Genomic DNA, 25,109 nt, shown 5'->3' with positions numbered 1-25,109 from the left:
TTGGCCTGTCCGCATTGACACACCTGAGGGCATCACCATAGCGTGGTAATCGATTTCTCGAACGTCGGCCACGGCTGGAGGTCTGATGTCACCGCGCACGGGTCTGTTGCTCGGGGTGGACATCGGGACGTCGAGTTCGAAGGGGGTGCTCGTCGATCCGGCGGGCGAGGTACTCGCCAGGGCGGTCCGCGAGCACGCGGTGTCGACACCGCACCCCGGCTGGGTCGAGCACGATCCGGAAGACGTCTGGTGGCGAGATTTCACCGCGATCACCGGGGAGTTGCTGCGTGCCGCCGGCGGACGTGCGCTGGCCGGGCTCGGCGTCAGCGGCATCGGGCCCTGCCTGCTGCCCGCCGACGACGCGGGCTCGCCGTTGCGTCCGGCGATCCTCTACGGCGTCGACACCCGCGCGGTCGCCGAGATCGTCGAGCTGGACGACGAACTCGGCGCGGCGGACATCCTCGCGCGGTGCGGCTCGCCGCTGACCAGTCAGGCGGTCGGGCCGAAGCTGCGCTGGCTGGCGCGGCACGAACCCGAGGTCTACCGGCGCACGAAGAAGCTGCTGATGGCGAGTTCGTTCCTGGTGCACCGGCTCACCGGGCGGTACGTGCTCGATCACCATTCGGCCAGCCAGTGCACGCCGATGTACGACCTCGCCGCCGGGGAGTGGGCGCGGGACTGGGCCGAGCGGGTCGCGCCCGGTGTGGCGCTGCCGGACCTGTTGTGGCCCGGCGAGATCGCGGGCGAGGTGAGCGCGGAGGCCGCCGAACGGACCGGGCTGCCGCGCGGGCTGCCGGTCGTCGCGGGCACCGTGGACGCGTGGGCGGAGGCGACCAGCGTCGGCGTCCGCGAACCCGGTGACGTCATGGTCATGTACGGCACCACGATGTTCCTCGTCCAGGTGCTGACCGAACCGCGCCCGCATCCGGGGCTGTGGGGGACCCGCGGTGTCACGCCGGGCAGTTTCACGCTCGCCGCCGGGATGGCGACGTCCGGTTCGATCACCGACTGGCTGCGCGGGCTCTTCGGCCTCGGCTACACGGAACTCGTCGCGCGGGCGGCGGAGGTGCCCGCGGGCAGCCGGGGACTGTTGCTGCTGCCGTACTTCGCGGGGGAGCGCACGCCGCTGTTCGATCCCGACGCGCGGGGCGTCCTGGCCGGGCTGACCACCGGGCACGGCAGGGCCGAGGTCTACCGGGCGGCGCTGGAGGGCATCGCCTACGGCGTCCGGCACAACCTGGAGGCGATGGCGCAGGCCGGTGGCGCGGCCGGGCGGCTGGTCGCCGTCGGTGGCGGAACCACCGGCGGGCTGTGGACCCGCATCGTCTCGGACGTGACCGGGCTGGCGCAGCAGGTGCCCGCCGAGACGATCGGTGCCTGCCTCGGCGACGCGCTGCTCGCGGCCGAGGGCGCGGGTGTCGAGGTCGACGTCGCGCGGTGGAACCCGATCTCCTCGACCGTCGAGCCCGATCCGGTGGCGGCCGCGCGGTACGAGGAGTTCTACCGGCACTACCGCGCGCTCTACTCCGCGACGGCGGACACCGCACACTTCCTCGCCGCACAGCAACGCGCCGCCGAGGCTTAGCGCACAAGCTGTTCGATCTTCTCCACCCGATCCGTCAGCCGGGCCGAGTTCACCTCGGCCGTGGTGGTTCGGGCTCGTCCAATGATGCTGCGTGCCGCGTCCAACTCACCCGCTCGTGCGTACGACTCCGCGAGCCACGTCTGATACAGGGCCTTTTCTCGCGCATGGTCCACGTCGTAGCCGTCGATGGCCGTGGTCAGCAGCGGTAAGGCGCTCGCCGAGTCGCCAAGCTCGATCAGGCAGCGCCCGGCCATGACGTCGATCTCGTCCCGAGACATCCAGTAGACCCACTCCGGCTCGGGGATGCCCGGCGTGCGAGCAGCGTAGGCATCATCGACCGCGTCGAGCGCTCGCCGAGCTGCATCTCGGTCGCGAGAGCGCGCGCTTGTCCACGCGACGCGCTCCAGGAGCAGCGCTCGCACAACCGGAGAGATGTCGCGCGCGCCGGCCACGGCACTCTTCGCGAGGAGTGCCGCATCGGCCGGATCACCCACGTTCGCCATTTGGTACGACAGCGATGAAAGGAGCTGGCCGACGAGTGCGGTGTCCCCGGCCTCCTGTGCTGCCGAGACGCCGCTGAGGTAAGTTCGCTCGGCCTCGACGTGAGCCCCCGCGTCACTGGCAACCCACCCTGCCAGCTGGGCGAGTTCGCCGACCACCACGCGAAGCCGCCGTCCGACCGACTCGGAATAGCTTCCGCGCTTCACGGTGTCCTCTGCGCCGGCCAGGTCGCGCCGCACGAGCGGAATGAGGTCGCCTCCGCCCACCGTGTCGTCAAGGTGGCGAAGCTCGACAACGCGGTGCTCCAACTCGCTGACGAGGCTTTCGCCGACGCGTCGACCAGCCCGCCGGTGCAGCGCTACCGGTGTATCCGCTACCAGCCATTCGTGCGCGACGCGGAGGGGATCTTGTGCCGGGCCGTATAGCGAGTCCACGGAGATGCTCAACGCGCGCGAATAGGCGGTGACATGGTCGGGCTTGACGGTCCTCGTTCCGTTTTCAAGCTGGCTGAGGTACGGCTTGCTGTAGTGGGTCTTCGCCGCCAAAGAGGCCAGGCTGACACCCGCCGCGGCCCGTGCCGCCTTCAGTCGTTCGCCCAGTTCGCTCACGTGACCACCAGTCTGCAAACCCTTGCAAACGGCGAACCCATTCCGATGACGCCGTGTGACGACAAGGCTACCTGAGGGAGAACGAGAGAAGCATCTGGGAAGAAGGGCGGCGTATGGTGAGCGTGACCGGTAAGGGCCTTGACGGGCTTGAAATCGCGGCGCGCGCGATGGTCGAACAGCAACTTCAGCGGCAGTTGGCTGATGAAGCGGCGCGTCGGCGGCGTGAGCAGGACGAGCGCGACGGCAGCGGCGAGGTGGAGCGGCCGTCATGAGCGCGGTGATCTACGTCGACCTCGCGCATCTGCATCCGATCGTCGATGGGGTTTGGCATCGGGCGTGGCTCGACCATTTGCCCGCGCCCGGCGAGGGAGTCGCGATGCTGTGCGGTCTGGTTGCCACCGCCGAATATCACGATCGTGGGCAGCGGGATGCGCACGGTGTCCCTGCCCAGTGCTGGAGCTGCGAACGCGAGTACCGCGAGGCAATGGGCTATTCGCCGCCGCCGGGCGGTTATCCGCCCCTTTCTCGCCGGTCGGTCATTCGACCGGTGCCGCACCCACGTGCGTGATTCGGCTCCGCGCCGACGCAGGGCGGCGTGGCGAAGTACCTGTTGTACACGAACGACTGATGGAGGTCAGCATGGGTGACAAGAACGGCAACGACAAAGAGGACAAGGCCGGTCGTCACGAGAGCGAACGTGATGGCGGGGGTGACGCGCAGACTGACAAGTGGTCGAACTGGGGCGACAAAGGCGATGACACCGGCAAGCACGGAAAGAACTGAACGTGACGAATCAGGCGAGTGTGCTCGATGAGGTTCCCCGGGAGCTGTTCATCCCGGAGGTGATCTGGGACGACAACCCTGACGGTCACGGATTCGTTCCTGTTTCCCGGACGGCTGATCGGCAACGGTGGCTGGATCTGGTGAACTCCGCCGGGCCGATCGTGACTCAGGTCGACGACGGGCATCCGGTCGGCGGGATCGGGCGGGTGCCGACCAGTTCGAGCAGCCAGCCCTCGCTCGTAGCGAAGATGCTCGGCGAACTCGACGTGCGACCCGGACATCGGGTCCTGGAGATCGGTACCGGCACGGGCTGGAACGCCGCTCTGCTGGCGTGCCGGGTCGGGCGTGCCGGGCGGGTGGCGTCGGTCGAGGTCGACGGCAAGATCGCCGACGCGGCGCGGGCCGCGTTGGCGGTTACGCCGTATCGGGTGACCGTGATCGAAGGGGACGGCACAGCGGGTTTTCCGGCAGGGTCGCCCTACGACCGGGTGATCGCGACCGCGTCGGTGCGGCGCGTGCCCGCCGCGTGGATCGAGCAGACCGTCGAAGGCGGCGTGCTGGTGCTGCCGTGGGGTACCGACTACTGCAACGGCGCGTTGCTGCGGCTGGTTGTCGACGGCGGGCAGGCGTCGGGACGGTTCGGGGACAACCTTGAGTTCATGCGGGTCCGTAACCAACGACGGACCTTTCTCGACCCGACCCAGGAACAGATCGAGTACGCCGACAAGTCCACAACAACGCTGCGCGGCGGCGATATGTACGAACTGGTCGCGTTCGAGAAGGCGGCGTTCACGATCGGGCTGCGCGTGCCCGCCTGCTATCTGACCCACTGGGAAGACAAAGACGTCCAGTACCGGCATGTCGTCGAATTCCACGACACCGCGAGCGGATCCTGGGCCCGTGTCGACACCGACCCACGGGCCGACGCGTTGCCCGTCTGGCAGTTCGGCCCCCGGCGGTTGTGGGACGAAGCCCTCGCGGCTTACGAATGGTGGCAGGACAACGGCGAACCACAGCCACAGTCGTACGGGCTGACCGTCGCGCCGGACGGCACGCAGACGGTGTGGCTGGGAAAGCCGACCAGCCGCGGTTGGGGGATCCAGTAGGCCGTGATCGACAGAGCGAACACCGGCTACCCGCTGGTACGCGAGGCGCGTGCCGTCACGACCGAGAGGAGCGACCGCTGACTTCGTGCGCTTCTACGAAGCAGAGCATTACCCCGGCAGCTGTCGCGTTGTGTGTCGGGCTGCGCGCAGCCCGGGAGGCGCAGAAGATCACCTACCGGCAACTGAGCGCGCGTACCGGTATCCCCTTCCCGGACCTGGCCTTGTACGAGACCGGGCGCCGGGCGCCGCGCGCGGAAAACGTGGCACGGATCGTCGGCGGCCTGCATCTGGGCGCCGACGAAGGCGCCCGGTTGCTCGACCTGGCGCGCCAGGTCGGTAATCCCGATCTCGTCGACGCGGACCCGGCGGCTCACCCGCCGCTGCTGCTGGAGTACGAGCACCGGGCGGCCGGGATCACGGCATGGGCGCCCGACGTGATCCCCGCGCCGCTGCAAACTCCCGACTACGTCGAGGCGCTCGGCGGCGAGGACGAACGAGTGGTTCTCGCCGCCTCGCGGCAACACGTTCTCTCGATGCGCTACCGGGTACTGCTCGGCGAACGTGCGTTACGCCAGTTCCCGGCCGCTCGTGACGTCCGTCGACACCAGCTTCACCACCTGCTGAAGCAGACCGTGCCGATCCAGGTCGTGCCCGACACGGTGATGTGGCCGCTGCCCGCTGCGTTCGCGTGCATGACACTCCATCGAGAGCGGCAGGTCATCGTCGCCGAACACAATCGGTGCCACGCCTACCTGACCAGTGAGAGCGCGGTGGCGCACTACCGGCACACCATGGCTTCACTCGAGGAACAGGCATTGCCCGAACGCGAGTCTCGCGGCGTCATCGCCGGTCACGTCAGCACACTCTTGCCGTCGGAGGTGTGACAGGCCGGGCTGTCCGGTGGATGCCGTCGTCGGCACGCGGTAGCGCGGACGGCCGCGACAGCTACCTACGGAAGTCGGGCGTTCCGCGTCCTGAACCGGTTCGGCTGATGACAGCGCGCCCGGGGTGAGCTATACAGAGGCATCATGCGTGTTCATGCGCGAAAGGTGCCACAAATGAGCAGAGTTGCGCATTCGCTCTGGAGTTTGGCGACAGCCACGATCCTCGCTCTCGCCCCGACGGCCGCCTACGCCGAGCCGGCCGCCGCGCCGTCCGGGCGGCTCGGTGACCTCACCGGGATCTCGGCGGACGGTCCGGCGGTGACGTTGAAGTCGGGCGCCGCCGCGGTGAAGGTCAGCTTCCCGGCCGAGGCGGCGGTGCGGCTGTGGCTGGCCCCGGACGGGAACTTCACCGATCCGGCGGGCAGCAAGATCGTCCGGCCACGGGCTGGGCAGCCCGCGACGCCGCGCCGGGTCGACAAGGGCGCGTACTGGGCGATCTCCACACCGAAGGCGACGGTGCGCGCCTACAAGCACCCGCTGAAGTTCGCCCTTTACGACGGTTCGGACAGCAGGCGGATCTGGGCGGAGTCCGCGCCGCTGTCCTGGGACGGCAAGACCACGACGCAGACCCTCGCCCGCGGCGCGGCCGAGCAGTTCGTCGGCGGCGGGGAGCAGAACGGCCGGTTCAGTCACCGCGACCAGACGATCAAGATCTTCGCCGACGACAACTGGAACGACGGCGGCGCCCCGAACTCGCAGCCGTTCTACGCCTCCACCGCGGGCTACGGCGTGCTGCGCAACACCTTCGCGCCGGGCAGCTACTCGTTCACCGATCCCGTCCGCACCACCCACGACGAGAAGCGCTTCGACGCGGTGTACGTGGTCGGCGACGGGCTCAAGGACGTCATCTCCGGCTACACGGATCTGGTCGGAAAGCCTTTCCTGCCCCCGATCTACGGGTTGGAGACCGGGGACTCCGACTGCTATCTGCACAACAAGAACCGCGGCGAGCGGCACACGCTGGACGCGTTGAAGGTGGCCGACGGCTACACCGCCAACGGCATGCCCAACGGCTGGATGCTCGTCAACGACGGCTACGGCTGCGGTTACGAGAACCTCCAGCAGGTCGGCGAGGGGCTCCGCAAGGACAACATGCAACTGGGCCTGTGGACCGAGAACGGGCTGCCGAACCAGGGCGAGGAGGTCAAGGCGGGCGTGCGGGTGCGCAAGCTCGACGTCGCCTGGGTCGGGCCCGGGTACCAGTTCGCGCTCGACGCGTGCGACACCGCGCACAAGGGTATCGAGGACAACAGCGACGCGCGCGGTTTCGTGTGGCAGCCGGTCAGCTGGGCGGGCGCGCAGCGCTGCGGCGTGCTGTGGAGCGGGGACCAGTCCGGATCCTACGACTACATCCGCTGGCAGATCCCGACCTACGCGGGCGCGACGACCTCCGGGATCGCCTACAACACCGGCGACATCGACGGCATCTTCGGTGGCAGCCCGGAAACCTACGCGCGGGACCTGCAGTGGAAGACCTTCCTGCCGGTGGCGATGACCATGGACGGCTGGGCGGCCTCGGACAAGCAGCCGTGGCGGCACGGCGAGCCCTACACCTCGATCAACCGGAAGTACCTGCTGCTCAAGGAAAGGCTGCTGCCCTACACCTACAGCTACTCGGCCGCCGCGCACGAGACCGGCGTCGGCCAGGTGCGCCCGCTCGCGCTGGAGTACCCCGGCGATCCGAACGTGTGGACCGACAAGGCGAAGTACGAGTTCCTGTCCGGCACCGACTTCCTGGTCGCGCCGGTGTACGAGAAGTCGAACAAGCGCAACGGGATCTACCTGCCGAAGGGTACCTGGATCGACTACTGGTCCGGCCGGACCTACACCGGACCGACCACAGTGGACGGCTACAACGCCCCCCTGGACACGCTGCCGCTGTTCGTCCGTGCCGGTGCGGTGGTGCCGATGTGGGCCGAGGGCACGAAATCGTGGCAGACGCGGGACAAGAGCTCACTGGACCTCGACGTCTACCCGCAGGGCAAGGGCGGGTTCACTCTCACCGAGGACGACGGCGTCACCCGTGGCTACCAGCGCGGGCAGCAGGCGACGCAGCGGTTCACCGTGGACGCGCCGAAGTCCGGGCCGGGTACGGTCACGGTGGGCATCGGCGCCAGTTCCGGTTCCTACACCGGGAAGCCGGACGCGCGGCGCTACCAGCTGACCGTCCACACGGGATCGAAGCCGGGCGCCGTCCAGGCCGGGAACGGTGTGCTGCGCCAGTACGCGAGCCGGGCCGAGCTCGACGCCGCGCCCTCGGGCTGGTGGTACGACGCGGCCGACCGCGGTGGTGTCGTGCGGGTCAAGACGGCACCGATCGGGGCCGCCGAAAGCCAGGACGTCCGGCTTTACGGCGCGAGCGCGGTGGGCGGGTTCTTCCCGGAGGACAACGCGGGTTCGGTGACGCTCACCGCGCCGCCGCTGGTCGCGCCCGGCGCGTCCGCGCAGGCCACGCTGAGCTTCACCAACGGGACGCCGCTGCCGGTGCGGGACGTGACCTTCTCGGTCTCGGCCGCGGACGGGTTCCACGCCGACGTCGCGGTCGAAGGCGGGCGGCTGGTGTGGCCGGGGCAGACCTTGCGTGTCCCGGTGACGCTGGCGCCGGACGCCGCGGTCAAACCCCAGGACTACCAGCTCACCGGCTCCGTCCGGTACCGGGCGAGACTCGGCGAGCACCGGGTCACCGACTCGGCGACGGTCACCGTGCCCTACGCGTCGCTGGGCGCGGCCGCCGGGAACACCGGGGTCACCGACGCCGCGCACCTCGCCGCGGGCGACCTCGACGGCGGCGGGAGCAGTTTCCGGGCCGAGGGGCTCGCCGAGGCCGGGCTGAAACCGGGCGCGGCCTTCGAGGCCAGGGGCGCCCGGCTCACCTGGCCGGACGCCGGGACCGGGCGCCCGGACAACACCGTCGCTTCCGGACAGACGATTTCGTTGGCGGGTAAGGGTTCCGGGCTGGTGCTGGCCGGGACGGGCACCGGCACGGCGAAGGGCACGGTGACCCTGCACTACGCCGACGGCACGACGAGCTCCGCGGACACCGGGTTCCCGAACTGGTGCTGTGCGGATCCCGCGCAGTACGGAGCGTCCACAGTGGCCACCGTGCTCGGCAAGAACACCCGCACCGGGCCGGCCTATCCGACGACGCCGTACCGGGTGTTCGCCACCACCGTGCCGGTGACGGCGGGCAAGGAGGTCGTCGCGGTGACCCTGCCCGGCAACTCCGCGATGCACGTGTTCGCCATGGGCCTGGCCTGAGACAGGCGTATCGGGGCGGCGCCAAGCCGGGCGCCGCCCCGATACGCGCTACTCCGGGCGGTCTCGACGAGTCACCGGCGGAGCCCAGCGGCTCAGCAGGGGATCCGCCAGCGCGGTGAGCGGCCCGCAGAGCGTCTGTCCGTGGCGTGCGAACAGCAGGTCACGCGAGTCGAACCGGCCCAGATCGGTCAGCACGTGCGCGGACAGGTCGCAGGCGGACGGATCCCCGGCCGCGCAGCTGTGCCCGTCCCAGTCCACCGTGGTCCGTGCCACCGCGTCGAACAGCGTCTCGGCGCCGGTGTTGGTGAAGCCGGTGCCCGACGCGCCGAAGAGGCCGCTCACCGAGAGCCACTCCGACGCGATCCGGAACTCCGGCCAGGCCAGCAGAACCCGGGACGGGACAAGGGGTTTCAGGTGCGGGAACCGCGGATACCAGAACCGCCCGTCCACGACGAGGCCGCGTACCCGGGTGGGGACCCCGGCGCCGCGCGCGACACCTTCGAGCAGCGCCATGCGCTGACTGCACGAACCCCGGCCGCGGCGCAGGGTGCGGGAGATCGGCTGCCGGTCGTTCACCGCGTACACCGGCCGGACGGACCGCGCGATGAGCGCGTGAGCGTGGCGCAGCCCGGCGAGCCGGTCGCCGCCGGCGGACGCCGTCCGCGCTGTGAGCGACCGGATCAGCGGATGCGCCCAGTCGAGGATCGGGGTCGGGGCGGTGCCGCCGGTAACCGGCTCGTCGGAGTCCGCCGCTCGGCGGCGATACCACCAGGGGGTCACGAGCGCGGTTGCCACCACACCAGTATGCCGGGTCAGTCGAGCCGGGCCACCAGTTTTCGCGGGGCGATCATGCGGTACGCCTCGACGATGAGCTCCCGTACCTCCGTCCAGTCCACCGGCACGTCCAGGTAGACACCCAGCCAGTCCCGGCCACCGAACGGCGGGCGGAAGAACCGTTCGGGGTCCCCGGCGACCAGTGCCTCCGTCTCGCCCGGTGGCGCCGGGCACCAGAAGCCCGTCCGGCCGGCCGGTTTGCGCTCGGAGAAGGTGACCAGCGGCTTTCCGCGGACCGCCCACGCCGGCTCGCCGTGGTTGAGCCGCTCGGTCACCTCGGGCAGCGCCAGGCACAGCGCGCGTAGCCGCCGCAGCGGATCGTCGGCCGGTGGTCGCATGGGGTCTTCCCGGTAGCGGTGATGCCGTCGGGACCAGGATAACGGGGAGCCCGCTCGCGGGCACGGGGGCGCCGTGCCCGCGAGCGGATGCCGGTTTTCGTCGCCGATCAGTCCTGACCGGTCAGTTCCACACGGTGGTGATCGGGGCGGCCGAGTTCAGCTGGGTCAGCCCGTAAGCGCTTTCGATGGTGCTCAGGACGTTGTAGTGGTTGACCTGGTTGGCGAAGGAGCCCACCTGGGTGTGCGCACCCACGAACGTGGTGAAGATGTGGTTCGAGGAGGAACTGTCGTCCTCGTCGAAGGTCACGACGAGCAGGCTGTTGTGCGTCTTGGCCCACTGCGCGTACGCGTCCATGTTGTTCTTCAGCCAGGTGTCACCCGTGCTGATCGAGCAGTCGTGCATGTCGTGGCACATGTCCGGCGCCACGTAGGAGACCGTCGGCAGCGAGGCGTAGTTGGCTGACGAGGGGAAGGTGCTGTAGCGCACGTTGCTGCTCGCCGGGACGTTCGGGAAGTCCGGGGCGGCGTTGTGTTTGCGGCGGTAGGTGCCGCTGGAACAGCCGGTGTAGCCGTCCGAGGGCATGGCCTCGGAATAGCTCTTGTAGGTCCTGCCCGCGGTGAGCAGCTGGTTGGCGATGTTGTTGCCGCTGAAGGTCAGCGGGCAGTTGTCGTTGGTCACGCCCTGCGTCGACCCGGAAAAGATCGCCAGATAGTTGGGTTCGCTCGGATGAGTGATCGCGAAGGACTGGGTGAATTTCGCGCCCTGGCCGGCCAGGCTGTTGAAATAAGGGGCACGGGAGCTGCCGTTGATCTGTGAATAGGAGTGGTTCTCGAACATCACCAGCACGATGTGATCGAACACCGGCACACTCGCCGCCTGCGCGGTGGACGAGGCGGCCGTCGTCAGGCCGACGAGGGCGGTAGCCGCGATGATCGCGGCCGCGACGCGCTTCCGTAACACGAATCCTCCTGAAGGTGGATGACCGGCCCCGGCCGCACTGCCGGGGCCGGGTCATCCTGGGAACCGCCGGCGGCGCCGTCCCCAATATTTCGCGGACACGAGATGTGTGCGAGATGAACAAAGCAAACGCGAAAACCGTTTTCCGACATTCCGGGGCGAACGGGATAGCAATTGATGTTCCGTTGTCTCTGGTAAGAGTTAATTCGTCGCTCCGCAAGAGTCATCCGGGCGAATATCGCGATCAAGCGTGCTCCGCTCCGGGTGGCTCAGCGCAGTGGGGTGGCCCAGTGGCCGATGGCGCTTTCGGCGAAGAACCGGATGAGCGCCAGATCCGCGCCGAGGCCACGCTCCTCGCCGCCGCCGGGCCGGATGGCCCCGGCCCGGCCGCCCTTCCCGGCCGGGACGATCCGGCCGCGGATACGGTGCACCCGCTTCGCCATGCCGGGCCGGTAGTCCAGCCCTGGCACCGGTTGTGCGCCGTGGTCCGCGCGCAGCACCGGGACGTCCCGGACGAGCGAGCCGTCGGACAGGCTCGCGAGCAGGCCGCCCCCGCGCAGGAATCCCGCCAGCCGCGCCGGGGTGACCACGAGTTCGGCCAGTGCCCGCAACTGGTCCACTTCGGACAGTGGGCGCGCGCCGCCGGTGCCGGGAAGGTAGCACTCGAGTATCCGGTAGTACTTGAGGTACTTCTCCAGGGGATCCCGGCAGGACGAACCGGCGTCCGCGTAGAGGGCGACCGCGGTGGCGTCGTACCGTTCCCGGGGGAACGCGATCTTTCCCGCGCCGCTGCCAGGGAAACCCCGGTCCGCCGGGTGGCCGGCCTCCCACAGCCGTAGCGAAACCCCGGACGCCCGCACCACTTCGTGCAGATAGCTCGAACCGTAGCCCACCAGGGTCTCCTGGGCGGCCGCGGCGTCGGTGGCGGTGAACCCGGTCAGTGCCAGCGCGAGCGCCGGCGCCGTGCGGAAGCGCCGGGGATACAGCGTCGTCAGCTCGTCGCCGGCCGGCACGAGCCGCATCGTCCGCCGTCCCGGTTTCGGGCCCGCCGCGGTCTCACTGGTCAGGAAGGCGCCGCTGCTCGCGAGCCTGCCGCGCACGTCCCGGCCCGGCGGGCTGTCGGGGGCGGGGGCCTTCGGCATCATGATCCGCGCGAGCGCCACCACCAGCTCGTCGTAGTCCCCGACGATCCGGGCCGTGATGGTGCGTTCGCGCGCGTGCCACAGGCCCTGGTGGGCGGGCAGGGGACGCGCCGAGCCGAGGACCCTGGTGAGCGCGGGCAGCTGCCGGGGCGACCCGAACCGGACGCGGTGCTCGGGGATTCCCGCGGTGGCAAGGAAGACGAGGCGGGCGTCGCCGCGGGGACCCCGGCCGCCGTACCAGTCGAGGCGCACGTCCCGGCGCGCGCGGACCAGGTCCTGGAGGATCTGCACCGCTTCGGGGTAGGTCACGGGCGGCGGGGCCGCGTCCCGGTCGTCCTCGTCGCCGATCCAGTGCGGCTGCTCCACAGCGACGTCTCAGTTCGCCGGTGGTGGTGCCACGAAGATGCAGAACGGATGCCCGGCCGGATCGGCGTAGACCCGTAACGGCTCGTCGGGATCCTCGAAGTTGTCGTGCAACAGCTCGGCGCCCAGCGACAGCGCCCGCTCGTGCTGTGCGAGCAACTCCCCGGCCGTCGGCACGGTCAGGTCGAGATGGAGCATCTGCGGATGCCGCCCGTCCGGCCACGTCGGCCGAGGCAGCTCGTCGACCTGCTGGAAGGCCACCTGCGGCCCGGAGGGATTGCGCAGCACCAGCCAGTCCTGACCTTGGGCGTCCGGTTCGCCCTCGGGCGGTGGCTCGTCTCCCGGCCGGTAGGTCAGGTTCAGCAGCCGCCGGTAGAACTCCGCCAGTTCCCGGGCGTCGGTGCAGTCGAGGACCACTTGACGCAGCAAAGGAGCGTCCATGCGCCCCATGGTGGCAGCAATCCTCACGCTCCGGCTACGGCCGAGGACGCCAGGCCGAAACGCTTTCGGTAAGCGGTCGGTGTCAGCCCGGTGTGCCGGCGCAGCTGGGCGCGCAGGTTCGCGGCGGTGCCGAGACCGCTCGCGCCGGCGACCGCGTCGAGCCGGAGTTCGCCGCGTTCGATGAGCCGGCGGGCGAGGGTGATCCGCTCGGCCGTCAGCCAGGCCAGCGGGGTGGTGCCGAGCTCGGCGCGGAACCGGCGGTGCAGGGTCGCCTGGCTGGTCATGGCGCTGGCCGCGAGGTCCGCGACGGTGAGCGGTTCGTGCAGGCGTTCCCGCGCCCAGGCCAGTGTCGGAGCCAGCGAGGCGTCCGGGACGTCGGGGACCGGGCGTTCGACGAACTGCCGCTGCCCGCCGGAGCGGTGGCCGGTGAACACCAGCCGCCTGCTCACCGCGTTCACCACCTCGGCGCCGTGGTCGAGGCCGATCACGTGCAGGGCGAGGTCCAGCGCGGCGGCACTGCCCGCGGCGGTCAGCAGACCGCCGTCGTCGACGAACAGCACGTCGGGTTCGAGTCGCACCAAGGGATACCGCGCGGCGAACTCGTCGGCCCAGCGCCAGTGTGTCGTCGCGCGGCGGCCGTCGAGCACGCCCGCCTCGGCGAGGGTGAACGCGCCGGTGCAGAAGCTCATCAGCCGGGCGCCGCGGGCGGCCGCCCGGCGGATCGCCGCCAGCACCGCCGGGCTCGCGGACACCCGCGGATCGGGCCGGTTGGGCACGATCAGGGTGTCCGCGGCCTCGGCGGCGTCGAGCCCGGCGACGCCGGAAAGCGTGAACATGCCCAGGTGCATGCGCACCGACGGCGTGGCGGAGCAGAGCGTGAATGCGTACCAGGGCCGGTCGAGTTCGGGACGGCGCAGGCCGAACAGTTCGGTCGCGACGCCGAGTTCGAACGGGTTGGAACCCTCGTCGACGAGGACCGCGACCGCGTGCGAGGAATCATGCGACATATGCGATTCCTAGCACTCGTGCCTTCGTTCCGCCAAGGTCAGGATGACCTTCATGAGTAAGCAGCCTCTCGATCTCAGCACCGCGCTGGCCGGTTTCGACGCCATCTGGAGCCCGCGCATCGTCGCGAACATCAACGACTACGACGTCCGGATCGCCAAGGTCGCCGGCGAGCACGTGTGGCACGTCCACCGCGACACCGACGAGTTCTTCCTGGTGCTCGACGGCGAACTGGACATCGCGGTGCGCGAGGAGGACGGCGAGCGGGTCGTCACGCTGCCCAAGGGCTCGCTGTTCGTCGTGCCGCGCGGTGTCTTCCACAAGCCTTCGTCGAAGGAGGGCGCGTCGATCATGGTGGTCGAGCCGTCCGGCACGCTTTCGGTCGGGGACGAGCACGACGAGGTCCCCGGACACGTCGACGTCACCACCGGGCACCCGCTCTGACACTTGCCGTGGCGCGGGGTACGCGCTAAGTGTGGAAGGCATGAGCTCACCGGAGATCACCCCGTTCCGGATCGACGTTCCCGACGAAGAGCTGGCGGATCTGGCCGATCGGCTGCGCCGGACCCGATGGCCGGAGCCGGAAACGGTGGCGGACTGGAGCCAGGGCATCCCGCTCGGCTACGTGCGGCGGTTCTGCGAGTACTGGGCCGACGGCTACGACTGGCGCGCGTCCGAGGCGCGGTTGAACGGATTTCCCCAGTACCGTACGGAAATCGACGGGCTGGGCATCCACTTCCTGCACGTGCGCTCCCCGCACCCGGACGCGCTCCCGCTGGTGATCACGCACGGCTGGCCGGGGTCGATCGTCGAGTTCACCAAGGTGATCGGGCCGCTGACCGACCCGACGGCGTACGGCGGGGACGCCGCCGACGCGTTCCACCTCGTCTGTCCTTCCCTGCCCGGCTACGGTTTCAGCGACAAACCGAAGCGGCCGGGGTGGTCGGTCGAGCGGACCGCGTCGGCGTGGGCGGAGCTGATGGACCGGCTCGGCTACCGCCGTTACGGCGCGCAGGGCGGGGACTGGGGCAGCGCGGTCACCACGATGATGGCGCTGCGAAACCCGGGCTCGCTGGCGGGAATCCACCTCAATATGCCAATGGTGGTACCGGACAAGGACACCTTCGGCGAGCTGACCGACGCCGAACGCGCGTCGCTGGCCGCCACGCGGGAGTTCGGCGAATGGGAGAGCGGCTACTCCGGCCAGCAGTCGACCCGGCCGCAGACGCTGGGCTACGGGCTGGTCGACTCCCCGGCCGGGCAGTGCGCGTGGATACTGGAGAAGTTCCGCGCGTGGACCGACTGCGACGGCGACCCGGAGAACGTGTTCACCAGGGACGAGCTGCTCGACAACATCATGCTGTACTGGGTGCCCGGTACCGGCGCGTCCTCGGCGAGGCTGTACTGGGAAAGCCTCAAGGCCATGCGGGCGTGGGCCAGTGAGTCCACAGAGGACACGATCGACGTGCCGACCGGCTGCTCGATCTTCCCGAAGGAGATCACCCGGCCGTCGCGGCGCTGGGCGGCGAAGCGCTTCACCGACATCCGGCACTGGAACGAGCTCGAACGCGGCGGGCACTTCGCCGCGTTCGAGCAACCGGAACTCTTCGTCGACGAGCTCCGCGCGTTCTTCCGGCTGGTGCGTTAGTTCCCGAAGCCCGGCCCTCGGTCCCTTCCCGCGTGGTCGAGCGCCCCAATGTGGCATTGGGTGCGTTGGACGCAGCGAATGTGGCGTTCGGTGCGTTGGACGCACCGAACGCCACATTGGGGCGCATGACCACCGGACTTGCTGGCCTGTCCCGCTGGCTTCGAGCGCCCGAGTCCCTCAAGGTGGCCTTGACGGCACGTCCGCGCTAGTTCACCTGCCGGTCCTGGTCCTTCCAGAACGGCTCGCGCAGCTTGAACTTCTGGATCTTGCCGGTCGCGGTGCGCGGGAGCGCGTCGAGGAATTCGACCCGCTTCGGGCACTTGTATCCGGCGAGATGTTCGCGGCAGTGGGTGATGAGTTCTTCGGCGGTAACGTCCGAACCGTCGGTGACCACGAGCGCGGTCACCAGCTCGCCCCACTTCTGGTCCGGGATGCCGATCACCGCGACCTCGCGGATCGCCGGGTGCGAGTTGAGCGCGTCCTCGACCTCGATCGACGACACGTTCTCGCCGCCGCTGATGATGACGTCCTTCTTGCGGTCGGCGATGGTCAGGTACCCGTCGGTGAAGGTGCCGCCGTCGCCGGTGTGGAACCAGCCGCCCGCCTGGACCCGCGCGGTCTCCTCGGGGTTTTCCCAGTAGCCCTCGAGGTTCGTGTTCGACTGGGCGAGCACCTCGCCGTCGGCGTCGATGGCGATCCGGACGCCGAGGCCGGGGGTACCCGCGCGGCCGAGGCGGCGGGCCTGCTCGTGCGGGTCGAGATCGGCCCACTCGTGCCGCATGCGGTTGAAGGTCAGCAGCGGCGAGGTTTCGGTGAGCCCGTAGAGCTGGATGAACTCCCAGCCCAGCTCGGCGCGGACGCGTTCGATGGTGCGGGTCGGCGGGGGCGCGCCCGCGACGACGATGCGGACGCGGTCCCGGCCGGGGATCTCACCGTCCCAGGTGGACGCGGCGTCGAGCGCGGCGGTGACCACCGCGGGCGCCGCGCACAGGATCGTCACGCCGTGCTCGTCGATGCGGCGCAGGATCTCGGCGCCGTCGATCTTGCGGAGCACGACGTGCTTGCCGCCGAGCCCGGTCACCGCGTACGGCATGCCCCAGCCGTTGCAGTGGAACATCGGCAGCGTGTGCAGCAGGACGTCGTTGTCGGACAACGTGGTGTGCAGGCCGAACAGGACGGCGTTGAGCCAGATGTTGCGGTGGGTCAGCTGGACGCCCTTGGGCCGCGCGGTGGTGCCGGAGGTGTAGTTGATCGTGGCGGTGGCGGACTCGTCGCCCGCCCAGTCCCGGGGCGTGCCGTCGCCGCCGAAGACCTTGTCGTCGTCCTCGCCGAGGACGAAGACGTGCTTGGCGGTCACGTTGTCGAGCAGGTGCCGCAGTTCCGGGTCGATCAGCAGCACCTCGGCGCCGGAGTGCTCCACGATGTACTTGACCTCGGCGGCGGCGAGCCGGAAGTTGACCGGGACCAGGATCCGGCCCCACGCCGAGACGCCGAAGAACGAGACGAGCAGCCGGGCGGCGTTGTGCGACACGATCGCGACCCGCCCGCCGACGGGTACCCCGAGCGCGTCGAGGTTGGCCGCCTGCGCCCTGGCCAGCCGGGCCACGTCGGCGTAGGTCAGCGAGCCCCACGAGGCCGCGGGCTGGTCGGGTTCGTCGACCACCGCCACCCGGTCCGGGTACACCAGCTCGGCGCGGTCCAGGAAGTCGCGGATACCCAAATCGAAGAACACGTGCCGATCCTCCATCCTCCACAAGCGACGCCGCTCACGGCCGATGATGACCCGCGACCGGTGATCACACCACCCCACAAGTGGGGTGCTCAGCCCAGCAGGCCCAGCGAGCGGGCTTTGTTGACCGCCTGGATCCGGTTGCTGACGTCGAGTTTGCGCATCGCGTGCTTCAGGTAGGACTTCACCGTGTTGGGCAACAGGCCGAGATTCGCCGAGATCTCGTCGTTCGTGCAGCCGAGCCCGACCTGGGCGAGTACCTCGGTTTCGCGAGGGGACAGCAGCCCGGCCGCCGGGGCGGGCGGCTCCAGCCGGTCGCAGACCGCGAGCAGCGCGGTGCGCGCGTCCTCGTCGGTGATCGCGGCGGCGATCGAGACCAGTTCGGCCCGCAGGTCGCGCAGGTCCCCGGCGGGCAGCGCGGCCGGCACCGCCGCCACCCGCCGCCGGACCTCCTCCTCGACCAGGATGTCGCGTTCGAGCCGCGCGGCGACCTCCAGCGCGGCCCGCAGCACCCGGTCGCCGATCGGGACCTGCGCGCGGGTCCCGGCGTAGAGCACCGCGCGGGTGGCCGCCCCGGTGCGGACGGGCACCGCGAGCATCGTGCCGATCCGCTCGGGCGCGACCGCGCGGTCGTAGGAGTGCGTGATGCCCTTCGCGCTCAGGTAGTCGGTCACCGTCGAGATCCGGGACAGGGCCAGCGCCTTGCCGCCGAGACCCGCGCCCGCGGCGACCCGCAGGTTCTCCAGCGAGCGGGTCTGTGTGCCGCGGAGCCGCTCGATCACCAGCGCGTCGCCGTCGACCGGACCGCCGAAGGTCACCGCCAGCCCGGTCACCCGCTGGAGCACCGGGAGGGTCTTGGCCAGCGCGTCCCCGAGGGTGAACTGGCTGTGCGAAGTCGTCATACGCGCGGTCCTCACCTCCGGTGACGCCCGTCCACGGTACGCCATGGCGGCGGATCTTCTCGCGCCCGCGGGCCCGGTGTGGTTCGCTGACCAGGGTGGACTTCGAGACGGTCGCCGACGCGCTGTACGCGGGGGAGCCCGCCGGGTTCGTCACCGCGCGGAACGCGGCGGCGCGCGAGGCCAAGGCGGCCGGGGACGCCGCGCTCGCGGAACGGATCCGCGCGCTGCGCAAGCCGACCCTCGCCGCGTCGGTGGTGAACCGGCTGGCCAGGGCGGGTTCGACGGCGCTGGCCGAGCTCGCCGAGCTGGGCCCGGCCCTGCGGGACGCGCACGCGAAGCTGGCCGGCGCGGAGCTGCGGGCGCTCACCCAGCGCAGGCACGAGCTGATCCGGCAGGTCATGCGTGCCGAGGTCCCCCGGCTGAGCGAACCGGTGGCCAGGGAGGTCGAGGCGACGCTGGAGGCCGTCGCCGCCGATCCGGAGACCGCCGGGCTCGCCCTCGCGGGCAGGCTGACGTCGATGGTCACGCAGTCCGGCGGCGAGCAGTGGCTGACCTTCGCGGCGGCGCCCGCGAACATCAAAACCAAGCGAAAACCCGAGAAGGAAGCCAAAAAGCCGCCGAAGGAGCCCGCGAAGACCGGACCGAAACCGGCGAAGAAGGTGACCTCGCTCGAACCCGCCCGCCGCAGGCGCGAACAGGAGAAGGCCGAGCGGGAACGGCGCGAAGCGGCCGAGCGCGCGAAACGGGAACGGGAGGAACGGGACCGGCTGCGGCGCGTGGCGCAGACCCTGGCCAGGGAACGGGATCAGGCCCGGCGCGAGCTGGTGCGCGCGGAACGCGTCGCGGAGCAGGCGAGCACGCGGGCCGAGGAACTGCGTACCCGGCTCGCGGACGCCGAGACCCGCGCCGCACAGGCGGGCGACGACCTCGACGCCGCCCGCGCCGCGTTCGACGGAGCTGAGGAAGCGGCGCGAAAAGCCAAGGAAGCGGCGGAAAACTGACCGTCCACTGAGGACGTCTACGGCTTGACGAGGTAACGCAGCAGCAGCGTCGACCCGTCGGTCAGCACGCTCGCCAGCGCGAGGTCGGTGTGGTCGATGCCCGCGCTCGCCGCGATCCGGCCCGACGCGCCCGCCACCAGCAGCGGGGACACGGTCAGCCGCAGCTCGTCGACCAGCCCGGCGTCGAGCAGCGAGCCGAACAGCCGCGGACCGCCTTCGCAGTCGATCCGCCGGTATCCCCATTCGGTGAGCGTGCCGACGGCCTGCCGCAGATCGACCGCGGTGGTGCCCGCCACGAGGACCCGCGCGCCCGCGGCGGCCCACGCTTCCCGCAGCGCGGGCGGGGCCTGCTCGCTGGTGACGACGATCGTCGGCACCAGTGCCTTGGTGAGCACCGGCGCGTCGGGGGCCAGCGCGCGGCCCGTGGTCACCACGGCGACCGGCGTGATCGGCGCCAGGCCGTGCTCGCGGCGGCGTCGTGCGGTCTCCTCGTCCGGGTGCGCCCCGTCGTAGCCCTCGACGACCGCGGTGCCCGCGCCGACCAGCACGAGATCGGCGAGATCGCTGCCCAGCCGGAAGACGGCCCGGTCGGCGGCCGTGCCGAGCCCGCCGGAGCGGCCGTCGATCGTCGCCGCGCCGTCGGCGCTGGAAACGAAGTTGACCGCGAGCCACTTCGGACCGTCGGGATAGGCGTAGAGCCGTTCCAGTTCGGCGTCGCCGACCGGGCCGCCGTCGCCAGGCCAGATCCGCCGCAACGTCACCTCTTCGTTTACTCCCATCGCACCGCCTTGGCCGGGGGCCGGGTGCCCAGGACACTCGCGACCATCTCGGCGGCGTGCCGGGTCTGCCGGACCCGCGTCGTCCGGAACACCGCGACGCCGTGCCGCGCGGCGAGCGCGGTCGCGGTCAGCGCTTCGGCCGTCTCGCCCGGCGCGGTCAGCAGCACGGGCCAGCCGGTCGCGGCCACCGCGTCCAGCTGCCGCAGCACCGCCGCGAGCAGGCCGGGACGCTCGGCGCCGGGGTCGACGAGGATGCCCTGGCGGGGGACGCCCGCCGCGGCGGCGCGCTCGGCGCGTTCCGCGAGCGCCTCGGCGATCGGCACCGCGCCGCCGGGCGCGGCGCACACGTAACCGGCGCCATGGCGGGCGACGATCTCCAGCAGGGCCGGGTCCGCGTCGCCGGTGTCGCGGATCAGCCGCGCGCCCGCCCGGCAGGCGGCCTCGGCCACCTCCGCGCTGCCGGTGGCGACGGCGAACGTGGGGCCGGGGTGGCAGTGCGGGAGTGCCCCGGCCGGGACCTCGACGAGGTCGGCTCCGTCCTTCCCGGCCAGGTGGACGGCGTCCCGAGCCTCGTCGCCGCCGGTTTCGACCGACGCCATGACCAGTGCGCGGTCGCCGGTCAGCCGACGGCCGCGCAGGACGAGGTCGGGGGTTCTCATGCGGGCTCTCCTGTGCGTGCGTCGGGCGGGGTGCTGCCCGGACGATCTTAGGTGAGCCTTCAACGAAGGGCTGGATTCCCGGACGGCGGATCGACCGGCGGCGCGGGGCGCGCGCGGGATCTCGGACCCGTCGGTTCTTCGCCGGGAGGTGGCGGGCGTCGCTGCCGAAGGCCACCTCGCCGCTGGCGTCCGTCGGTCAGGAGGCGATGGCCTCGTTGAGAGCTAATAGTTCCTGTGCGGTGCGGGTCGCGGAGAACTCGATGACGTCGTAGCGGGCGAGACGTTGCACTACGAACGGGTCCGTGGCCAGGACCGCGTCCAGTTTGCCCCGGAGCACCGGGCGGGTCAGGATCACCTGGTCGGCGTTTCCGGTGCCCTTTCCGGAGACCAGGAACAGCCCCTTGGTGAACTGCTTGCGCAGCCAGGTGCTGTGATCGGGCAATGCGTAGTCGACTTCTTCGGTGGGCGCTGTGTAGCGCAACAATGCGATGTACATAATGCGATCGTAGAACTCGTACGGTCGTTCTCGCATCAGTCCTTACGAGTGGTTAATACCACTGGCAATACTTTGACAAAGAATCTCTGTGCCGTCTTTACGACGTCTTTCCATCTGATGATCGAATTTGTGTCATCGGGCACACGGCGGTTCGTACTCCAGCTGCGGCAAATGCTGTGCCCAGACTTCCGGAGTGAGGAAATCGCCTGTGGTGGCACAGATTCTCCGGCGGGAATCGTCGACGTCGAGGTTCCACGCGCGCACCGTGGCGTCGCCGCCACCGGTCACCAGGAATCGGGCACTCGGGGAGAAGGCCGCGACCGAGGTGGCGTCCGCGCCGGCGGTGACGGCCTCGCCCGCCGGCTCCGGGTGCGCGGGGTCGGCGATGTCCCACAACCGGAGTGTCCGGTCGGAACTCCCCGAAACCAACAGGTCACCCGAGGGAGCGAAAGCCACGGAATTCACCGCCTCGGTGTGTCCGGTGAGTGGCCGGCCAACCGGCGCCGGGTTCGCCGGGTCTGCGACGGTCCAGAGCCGCACCGTCTGATCGTCGCTGCCGGTGGCGAGCACCTGCCCGCCTCGGTCGAACGCGATCGACCGGACCGGCGCGCCGTGCCCGGAGATGGGCTTGCCGAGTGCTGTGGGCCGGGCCGGGTCACGAAAGTCCCACAGCTGCACGGTGTTGTCGTCATTGTCTGTCGCGAGAAAACGCCCGTCGGGGCTGAAGGCGGCCGAGTTGACGTACGCGGGATGACCGGGAAAGCGCCCGCCGGCCCAGACGGGACGTGCCGGGTCGGTGACGTCCCATACTTGCAGCGTGTGGTCGTCGCCGCCGGTGACGAGGGTGCGCCCGTCCGGGCTGAACAACGCCGGGCTGCCGTATTTCGTGTCGAGCGCGAGCGGGCGGCCGAGCGGTTTCGGGTGCGCGGGATCGGAGGTGTCCCAGAGCCGGACGGCGTCGTCACCGTACCCGGCCGCCAGGACGCGGCCGTCGGGCCGGAGGGCGGCCGCGGTGACGTAGCCGGCACGACCGGGCAACGGGTCGCCGATCGGGGCGGGCCGCCGGGGATCGGCGACGTTCCACAGCCGGACGCGGTCGTCGCGGTCGGCGGTGGCGAGCAGCGGCCGGTCCTTGGCGAAGGAGAGGCTCGTGACGGACGTCGTGTGCCCGGTCAGCACCGTGTCGGGAAGGGACCACAACCGCGTGACACCGTCTTCGCTGCCGACGACGAGTGTGTGCCCTTTCGGGTTGAACGCCACGGAAAACACCGAGCCGTTGCCGCCTGTCAGTGGTTTCCCGAGCGGCGTGACGTCGGCGGGATCGGCCAGGTTCCACAGTCGCACAGTGCTGTCCCCGCCCGAGGCGAGGGTGTGCCCGTCCGGGCCGAAGGCCACCTGCCAGACGTCGCCGGTGTGTCCGGCGAGCGGGGCACCGACCGGTTCCGGCGTCGCGCGGCCGGCGACGTTCCACAGCCGGACGGTCCGGTCCTGGCTTGCGCTCGCCAGCAACCGGCCGTCCGGACTGAACGTCACCGAGTGCACCGTGCTGCCGTGCGCGGTGACGGGGTCGCCGATCGGGTGCGGCCGGGCGGGATCGGCGAGGTCCCACAGCCGGAGGGTGCGGTCGTTTCCGCTTGAGGCGAGCCGTTGCCCGTCCGGGCTGAAGGCCACCGTGCGGACAGCCGCGGTGTGCCCGCGGAGCGGTTCGCCGATCGGGACCGGGCGGGCAGGGTCGGTGATGTTCCACAGCCGGACCGCCGCGTCGGCGTTCGCGGTCGCGAGGGTGTGCCCGTCGGGGCTGACCGTCGCGGTGTAGATGGTGCCTCCGCCACCGTCGAGGGGGGACCCCAGCAGGCGGGGGTGCGCGGGATCGGCGACGTCGAACAGCCGGAAGGTGTGATCGTCTCCTGCGGTCACGAGCGTGTGGCCGTCGGGGGAGAAGTTCGCCGACGCGATCCAACTGCCGTAGCCTGTCAACGGTGGGCCGAGCGGCCGGGGGTGGCCGCTCTCGCGGACGTCCCACAGCCGCACGGTCCGGTCGGCGCCGGCGGTGACCACGGTGGTGCCGTCGGGGCTGAACGAGGCCCAGTACACCTGGCCGGCGTGCCCCGCGAACGGCGTGGCCAGCGGCACTTGCTGGGTGGAAAGGATCCTCGTCGACACGGTCTCGTCGTCCGGCCGCAGCCGGTGGGCCACCAGGTCGAACTGGGCCGACAGCGACGGGTCCACCGACTGCAACCGGTCGGCCTCGGAGACCACTTGCCGGAACTGCGCGTCGTCGCGCTGCCGCACCGCGACCACCGCCACCGACGCGGCGATCAGCGCGGACACCGCCACCAGCGCGACGCCCGCCCGCCGCGTCCACAGGGTGCGGCGGCGATGGCGGGCCGAGGCGGCGAGGAAGTCGTGGGCCACCGCGGACGCGGCGCCGGGCCCGCGCGCCTTCAGCCACTGCCCGGCGGCCTCCAGCCGGGCGCCCCGGTACAGCCCGGACGCGTCCCGCCCGGTTTCCCGCCAGGCCGCCGCGTCCTCCTCCAGGCGCTGGCGCAACAGGTTGCCCGCCCGGTCCCGTTCGACCCAGTCACGCAGCCGGGGCCAGGCGTGCAGCAGCGCCTCGTGGGTGATCTCGACCGACTGGGCGTCGAGCGTCACCAGCCGCGCGGTGGCCAGCACCTCCAGCACCTTCGCCGCGGCGTCCGGGTCCTCGGCCTGGTCCAGCAGCCGCCGCCGGGTGGACCGGCGCCGCGTGTCGCGCATGTCCTCGCCGACGCGGACCAGGTTGAGCAACAACGTCTTGGCGGCGTCCCGTTCCGGCGCGTCGAGCTCGGCCCAGGCCCGTTCCGCGGTCGCGGCCACCGCGCCCTGGATGCCGAGCGCGGCGCGATAGCCGCCGAGGGTGAGCTTGCCGCCCTGGCGCCGCTGCCAGGTGGCCAGCAGCGCGTGGGACAGCAGCGGGAGGACACCGGCCTCGTGCACCTCCTCGCCGGGGCCGGACGCGCCGAGGTCGCGCATGATCAGCTCGACCAGGCCGGGTTCCCAGCCCAGCCCGACGGACTTCGCCGGGCCGACCACGGCCTCCCGGAGTTCGGCGGTCGTCATCGGGCCGAGGACCAGCTGCCGGTCGCGCAACGCTTCGACGAGGTCGGGGTGCTCCAGGCAGTGGCCGTAGAAGTCGGCCCGCATGCCGAGCAGCACCGCGGTCCGCCGGTCCGCGGCCGCGCGCAGGGCCTTGACGAACCGGCGGCGCTCCGCCGGGTCTTCGCAGAGGGTGAAGACCTCCTCGAACTGGTCCACGACCAGGACGGTCCCGGTGCCGTCGCGATCGGTCCCGCCGAGACGGCGGTCCAGCTCGCCGACCGGGTCCTCGCCAGGGGTCATGGTCACGACCGCGCCCGTCCCGGCGAGGGCGGGCAGCAGGCCGGCGGCGATCAGCGAGGACTTCCCGGCGCCCGAGGCACCGACGAGCGGCACGATCCCGCCGGTGCCGGTCACCGCGGCGAGGGCGTCGACCAGCGCGGCGGTCGCCTGGCTCCGCCCGAAGAACCACGTCGAGTCCTCGCTCCGGAACGACGAGAGCCCGCGGTAGGGGCACACCCCGGTGTCCTCGTCCTCGGCCGCCTGCTCGCCGGTCGGGCTCTCCGACGCCTTCCGCCACAGCTCCCGCCAGCCGGTGAGGTCGTACAGCTCGGGCGTGATCGGCTCGGCCCGGCGCTTCCTCGCCTGGCCGATCAGCACCTCCAGTACCGCGTGCAGCGCCGCGAACCGGGCGGGGACGTTGCGCCCGCGCCGCCAGTCGCTGACCCGCTGGACCGTGACCCGGACGGGCTGGCCGCGTTCGTCCGCGCGCCGTGCCCGGGAGACGGACTCGGTCACGCGCTTCAACGGCGGGTCGCCCGCCTCGGCGTAGAGGAGCGCGAAGCGCTCCGCGAACAGGCCACGCGGCCCCGTGTGCGGGCGCGCACCGTCCATCCCCTCGACCTCCCGGACCCGTGTGCTTGTCCCGCATGCAATCACCGTGAGTGCTCCGCT

At 70.9% G+C, this 25,109-nt stretch carries 23 protein-coding genes; 10 read left to right on the top strand and 13 right to left on the bottom strand.

Annotated features, from left to right (window positions below):
* Positions 1-85: 85 nt before the first annotated feature.
* Positions 86-1,585 carry an FGGY-family carbohydrate kinase gene (locus tag ABD987_RS11885; RefSeq protein ID WP_345390630.1) on the top strand — a complete coding sequence of 500 codons (1,500 nt, stop codon included), beginning with the start codon at positions 86-88 and terminating at the stop codon, positions 1,583-1,585.
* Here ABD987_RS11885 and ABD987_RS11880 read toward each other — a convergent pair.
* Positions 1,582-2,694 (bottom strand): helix-turn-helix domain-containing protein, encoded by a 1,113-nt coding sequence (locus ABD987_RS11880; RefSeq protein WP_345390627.1) that lies wholly within the window; start codon positions 2,692-2,694, stop codon positions 1,582-1,584. The genes ABD987_RS11885 and ABD987_RS11880 overlap by 4 nt on opposite strands.
* Positions 2,695-2,807: 113 nt before the next feature.
* Between ABD987_RS11880 and ABD987_RS11875 the strand changes: the two genes are divergently transcribed.
* From ABD987_RS11875 to ABD987_RS11850, 6 genes are all read left to right on the top strand, one after another.
* Entirely contained in the window at positions 2,808-2,966 is a 159-nt protein-coding gene (locus ABD987_RS11875) for a hypothetical protein (RefSeq protein ID WP_345390624.1), read from the top strand.
* On the top strand, positions 2,963-3,262 hold the full coding sequence (locus tag ABD987_RS11870; RefSeq protein ID WP_345390621.1) for a hypothetical protein: 300 nt from the start codon (positions 2,963-2,965) through the stop codon (positions 3,260-3,262). Before ABD987_RS11875 ends, ABD987_RS11870 begins: the two co-directional genes overlap by 4 nt.
* A gap of 71 nt (positions 3,263-3,333) precedes the next feature.
* Positions 3,334-3,477, top strand: a complete 144-nt coding sequence (locus tag ABD987_RS11865; RefSeq protein WP_345390618.1) for a hypothetical protein — start codon at positions 3,334-3,336, stop codon at positions 3,475-3,477.
* Positions 3,478-3,479: 2 nt separating this feature from the next.
* Positions 3,480-4,583: a methyltransferase domain-containing protein gene (locus ABD987_RS11860; protein WP_345390615.1), complete on the top strand. Its 1,104-nt coding sequence runs from the start codon at positions 3,480-3,482 to the stop codon at positions 4,581-4,583.
* Between the two features lie 128 nt (positions 4,584-4,711).
* On the top strand, positions 4,712-5,467 hold the full coding sequence (locus tag ABD987_RS11855; protein ID WP_345390612.1) for a Scr1 family TA system antitoxin-like transcriptional regulator: 756 nt from the start codon (positions 4,712-4,714) through the stop codon (positions 5,465-5,467).
* 174 nt (positions 5,468-5,641) lie between these two features.
* Positions 5,642-8,785: a TIM-barrel domain-containing protein gene (locus tag ABD987_RS11850; RefSeq protein ID WP_345390609.1), complete on the top strand. Its 3,144-nt coding sequence runs from the start codon at positions 5,642-5,644 to the stop codon at positions 8,783-8,785.
* Between the two features lie 48 nt (positions 8,786-8,833).
* Here the strand turns inward: ABD987_RS11850 and ABD987_RS11845 are convergent, their stop codons facing one another.
* The 6 genes from ABD987_RS11845 to ABD987_RS11820 all read right to left on the bottom strand — a co-directional run bounded on the left by ABD987_RS11845 (position 8,834) and on the right by ABD987_RS11820 (position 13,868).
* Positions 8,834-9,580 (bottom strand): transglutaminase domain-containing protein, encoded by a 747-nt coding sequence (locus ABD987_RS11845; protein WP_345390606.1) that lies wholly within the window; start codon positions 9,578-9,580, stop codon positions 8,834-8,836.
* A 17-nt stretch (positions 9,581-9,597) separates the two neighbouring features.
* Positions 9,598-9,957, bottom strand: coding sequence for an MmcQ/YjbR family DNA-binding protein (locus ABD987_RS11840; RefSeq protein ID WP_345390602.1), 360 nt, complete (start codon positions 9,955-9,957; stop codon positions 9,598-9,600).
* Between the two features lie 121 nt (positions 9,958-10,078).
* Complete coding sequence (locus ABD987_RS11835) at positions 10,079-10,918, bottom strand: alkaline phosphatase family protein (RefSeq protein ID WP_345390599.1); 840 nt, start codon at positions 10,916-10,918, stop codon at positions 10,079-10,081.
* A gap of 266 nt (positions 10,919-11,184) precedes the next feature.
* Positions 11,185-12,423, bottom strand: a complete 1,239-nt coding sequence (locus ABD987_RS11830; RefSeq protein WP_345390596.1) for a hypothetical protein — start codon at positions 12,421-12,423, stop codon at positions 11,185-11,187.
* 9 nt (positions 12,424-12,432) lie between these two features.
* Positions 12,433-12,870: a VOC family protein gene (locus ABD987_RS11825; RefSeq protein WP_345390593.1), complete on the bottom strand. Its 438-nt coding sequence runs from the start codon at positions 12,868-12,870 to the stop codon at positions 12,433-12,435.
* A 14-nt stretch (positions 12,871-12,884) separates the two neighbouring features.
* Complete coding sequence (locus ABD987_RS11820) at positions 12,885-13,868, bottom strand: GlxA family transcriptional regulator (RefSeq protein ID WP_345390590.1); 984 nt, start codon at positions 13,866-13,868, stop codon at positions 12,885-12,887.
* Positions 13,869-13,920: 52 nt separating this feature from the next.
* On the opposite strand from ABD987_RS11820, the gene ABD987_RS11815 reads away from it, so the two are divergent.
* Both ABD987_RS11815 and ABD987_RS11810 read left to right on the top strand, forming a co-directional pair.
* Positions 13,921-14,310 (top strand): cupin domain-containing protein, encoded by a 390-nt coding sequence (locus ABD987_RS11815; RefSeq protein ID WP_345390587.1) that lies wholly within the window; start codon positions 13,921-13,923, stop codon positions 14,308-14,310.
* A 40-nt stretch (positions 14,311-14,350) separates the two neighbouring features.
* Positions 14,351-15,514 (top strand): epoxide hydrolase family protein, encoded by a 1,164-nt coding sequence (locus ABD987_RS11810; RefSeq protein WP_345390584.1) that lies wholly within the window; start codon positions 14,351-14,353, stop codon positions 15,512-15,514.
* Between the two features lie 205 nt (positions 15,515-15,719).
* Here ABD987_RS11810 and ABD987_RS11805 read toward each other — a convergent pair whose 3' ends face one another.
* Both ABD987_RS11805 and ABD987_RS11800 read right to left on the bottom strand, forming a co-directional pair.
* On the bottom strand, positions 15,720-17,246 hold the full coding sequence (locus ABD987_RS11805; RefSeq protein ID WP_345390581.1) for an AMP-binding protein: 1,527 nt from the start codon (positions 17,244-17,246) through the stop codon (positions 15,720-15,722).
* Between the two features lie 89 nt (positions 17,247-17,335).
* Positions 17,336-18,145, bottom strand: a complete 810-nt coding sequence (locus ABD987_RS11800; protein ID WP_345390578.1) for a helix-turn-helix transcriptional regulator — start codon at positions 18,143-18,145, stop codon at positions 17,336-17,338.
* A gap of 95 nt (positions 18,146-18,240) precedes the next feature.
* Between ABD987_RS11800 and ABD987_RS11795 the strand changes: the two genes are divergently transcribed.
* On the top strand, positions 18,241-19,146 hold the full coding sequence (locus ABD987_RS11795) for a hypothetical protein (RefSeq protein WP_345390575.1): 906 nt from the start codon (positions 18,241-18,243) through the stop codon (positions 19,144-19,146).
* Positions 19,147-19,163: 17 nt separating this feature from the next.
* Here the strand turns inward: ABD987_RS11795 and ABD987_RS11790 are convergent, their stop codons facing one another.
* From ABD987_RS11790 to ABD987_RS11775, 4 genes are all read right to left on the bottom strand, one after another.
* Positions 19,164-19,925 (bottom strand): pyrimidine reductase family protein, encoded by a 762-nt coding sequence (locus ABD987_RS11790; protein ID WP_345390572.1) that lies wholly within the window; start codon positions 19,923-19,925, stop codon positions 19,164-19,166.
* Positions 19,916-20,584: a dihydropteroate synthase gene (locus tag ABD987_RS11785; protein ID WP_345390570.1), complete on the bottom strand. Its 669-nt coding sequence runs from the start codon at positions 20,582-20,584 to the stop codon at positions 19,916-19,918. Before ABD987_RS11785 ends, ABD987_RS11790 begins: the two co-directional genes overlap by 10 nt.
* Positions 20,585-20,780: 196 nt before the next feature.
* Positions 20,781-21,080: a YciI family protein gene (locus ABD987_RS11780; protein WP_345390567.1), complete on the bottom strand. Its 300-nt coding sequence runs from the start codon at positions 21,078-21,080 to the stop codon at positions 20,781-20,783.
* A 132-nt stretch (positions 21,081-21,212) separates the two neighbouring features.
* Entirely contained in the window at positions 21,213-25,049 is a 3,837-nt protein-coding gene (locus ABD987_RS11775; protein WP_345390564.1) for an nSTAND1 domain-containing NTPase, read from the bottom strand.
* Between the last annotated feature and the right edge of the window lie 60 nt (positions 25,050-25,109).

The organism is Amycolatopsis samaneae (genome assembly GCF_039541975.1).
In the GTDB taxonomy this organism is placed as follows: Bacteria; Actinomycetota; Actinomycetes; order Mycobacteriales; family Pseudonocardiaceae; genus Amycolatopsis; species Amycolatopsis samaneae.
The sequence above is the reverse complement of the archived record's forward strand: the minus strand, read 5'-3'. Positions and strand labels throughout refer to the sequence as shown.

Bases quoted from the DNA above. Each gene is read 5' to 3' on its own strand.
- ABD987_RS11820 (WP_345390590.1), bottom strand. From the start codon at position 13,868: ATGTCGCATGATTCCTCGCACGCGGTCGCGGTCCTCGTCGACGAGGGT.
- ABD987_RS11865 (WP_345390618.1), top strand. From the start codon at position 3,334: ATGGGTGACAAGAACGGCAACGACAAAGAGGACAAGGCCGGTCGTCAC.
- ABD987_RS11810 (WP_345390584.1), top strand. From the start codon at position 14,351: ATGAGCTCACCGGAGATCACCCCGTTCCGGATCGACGTTCCCGACGAA.
- ABD987_RS11775 (WP_345390564.1), bottom strand. From the start codon at position 25,049: ATGGACGGTGCGCGCCCGCACACGGGGCCGCGTGGCCTGTTCGCGGAG.
- ABD987_RS11850 (WP_345390609.1), top strand. From the start codon at position 5,642: ATGAGCAGAGTTGCGCATTCGCTCTGGAGTTTGGCGACAGCCACGATC.
- ABD987_RS11875 (WP_345390624.1), top strand. From the start codon at position 2,808: ATGGTGAGCGTGACCGGTAAGGGCCTTGACGGGCTTGAAATCGCGGCG.
- ABD987_RS11840 (WP_345390602.1), bottom strand. From the start codon at position 9,957: ATGCGACCACCGGCCGACGATCCGCTGCGGCGGCTACGCGCGCTGTGC.
- ABD987_RS11885 (WP_345390630.1), top strand. From the start codon at position 86: ATGTCACCGCGCACGGGTCTGTTGCTCGGGGTGGACATCGGGACGTCG.
- ABD987_RS11815 (WP_345390587.1), top strand. From the start codon at position 13,921: ATGAGTAAGCAGCCTCTCGATCTCAGCACCGCGCTGGCCGGTTTCGAC.
- ABD987_RS11780 (WP_345390567.1), bottom strand. From the start codon at position 21,080: ATGTACATCGCATTGTTGCGCTACACAGCGCCCACCGAAGAAGTCGAC.
- ABD987_RS11825 (WP_345390593.1), bottom strand. From the start codon at position 12,870: ATGGGGCGCATGGACGCTCCTTTGCTGCGTCAAGTGGTCCTCGACTGC.
- ABD987_RS11790 (WP_345390572.1), bottom strand. From the start codon at position 19,925: ATGGGAGTAAACGAAGAGGTGACGTTGCGGCGGATCTGGCCTGGCGAC.
- ABD987_RS11870 (WP_345390621.1), top strand. From the start codon at position 2,963: ATGAGCGCGGTGATCTACGTCGACCTCGCGCATCTGCATCCGATCGTC.
- ABD987_RS11785 (WP_345390570.1), bottom strand. From the start codon at position 20,584: ATGAGAACCCCCGACCTCGTCCTGCGCGGCCGTCGGCTGACCGGCGAC.
- ABD987_RS11800 (WP_345390578.1), bottom strand. From the start codon at position 18,145: ATGACGACTTCGCACAGCCAGTTCACCCTCGGGGACGCGCTGGCCAAG.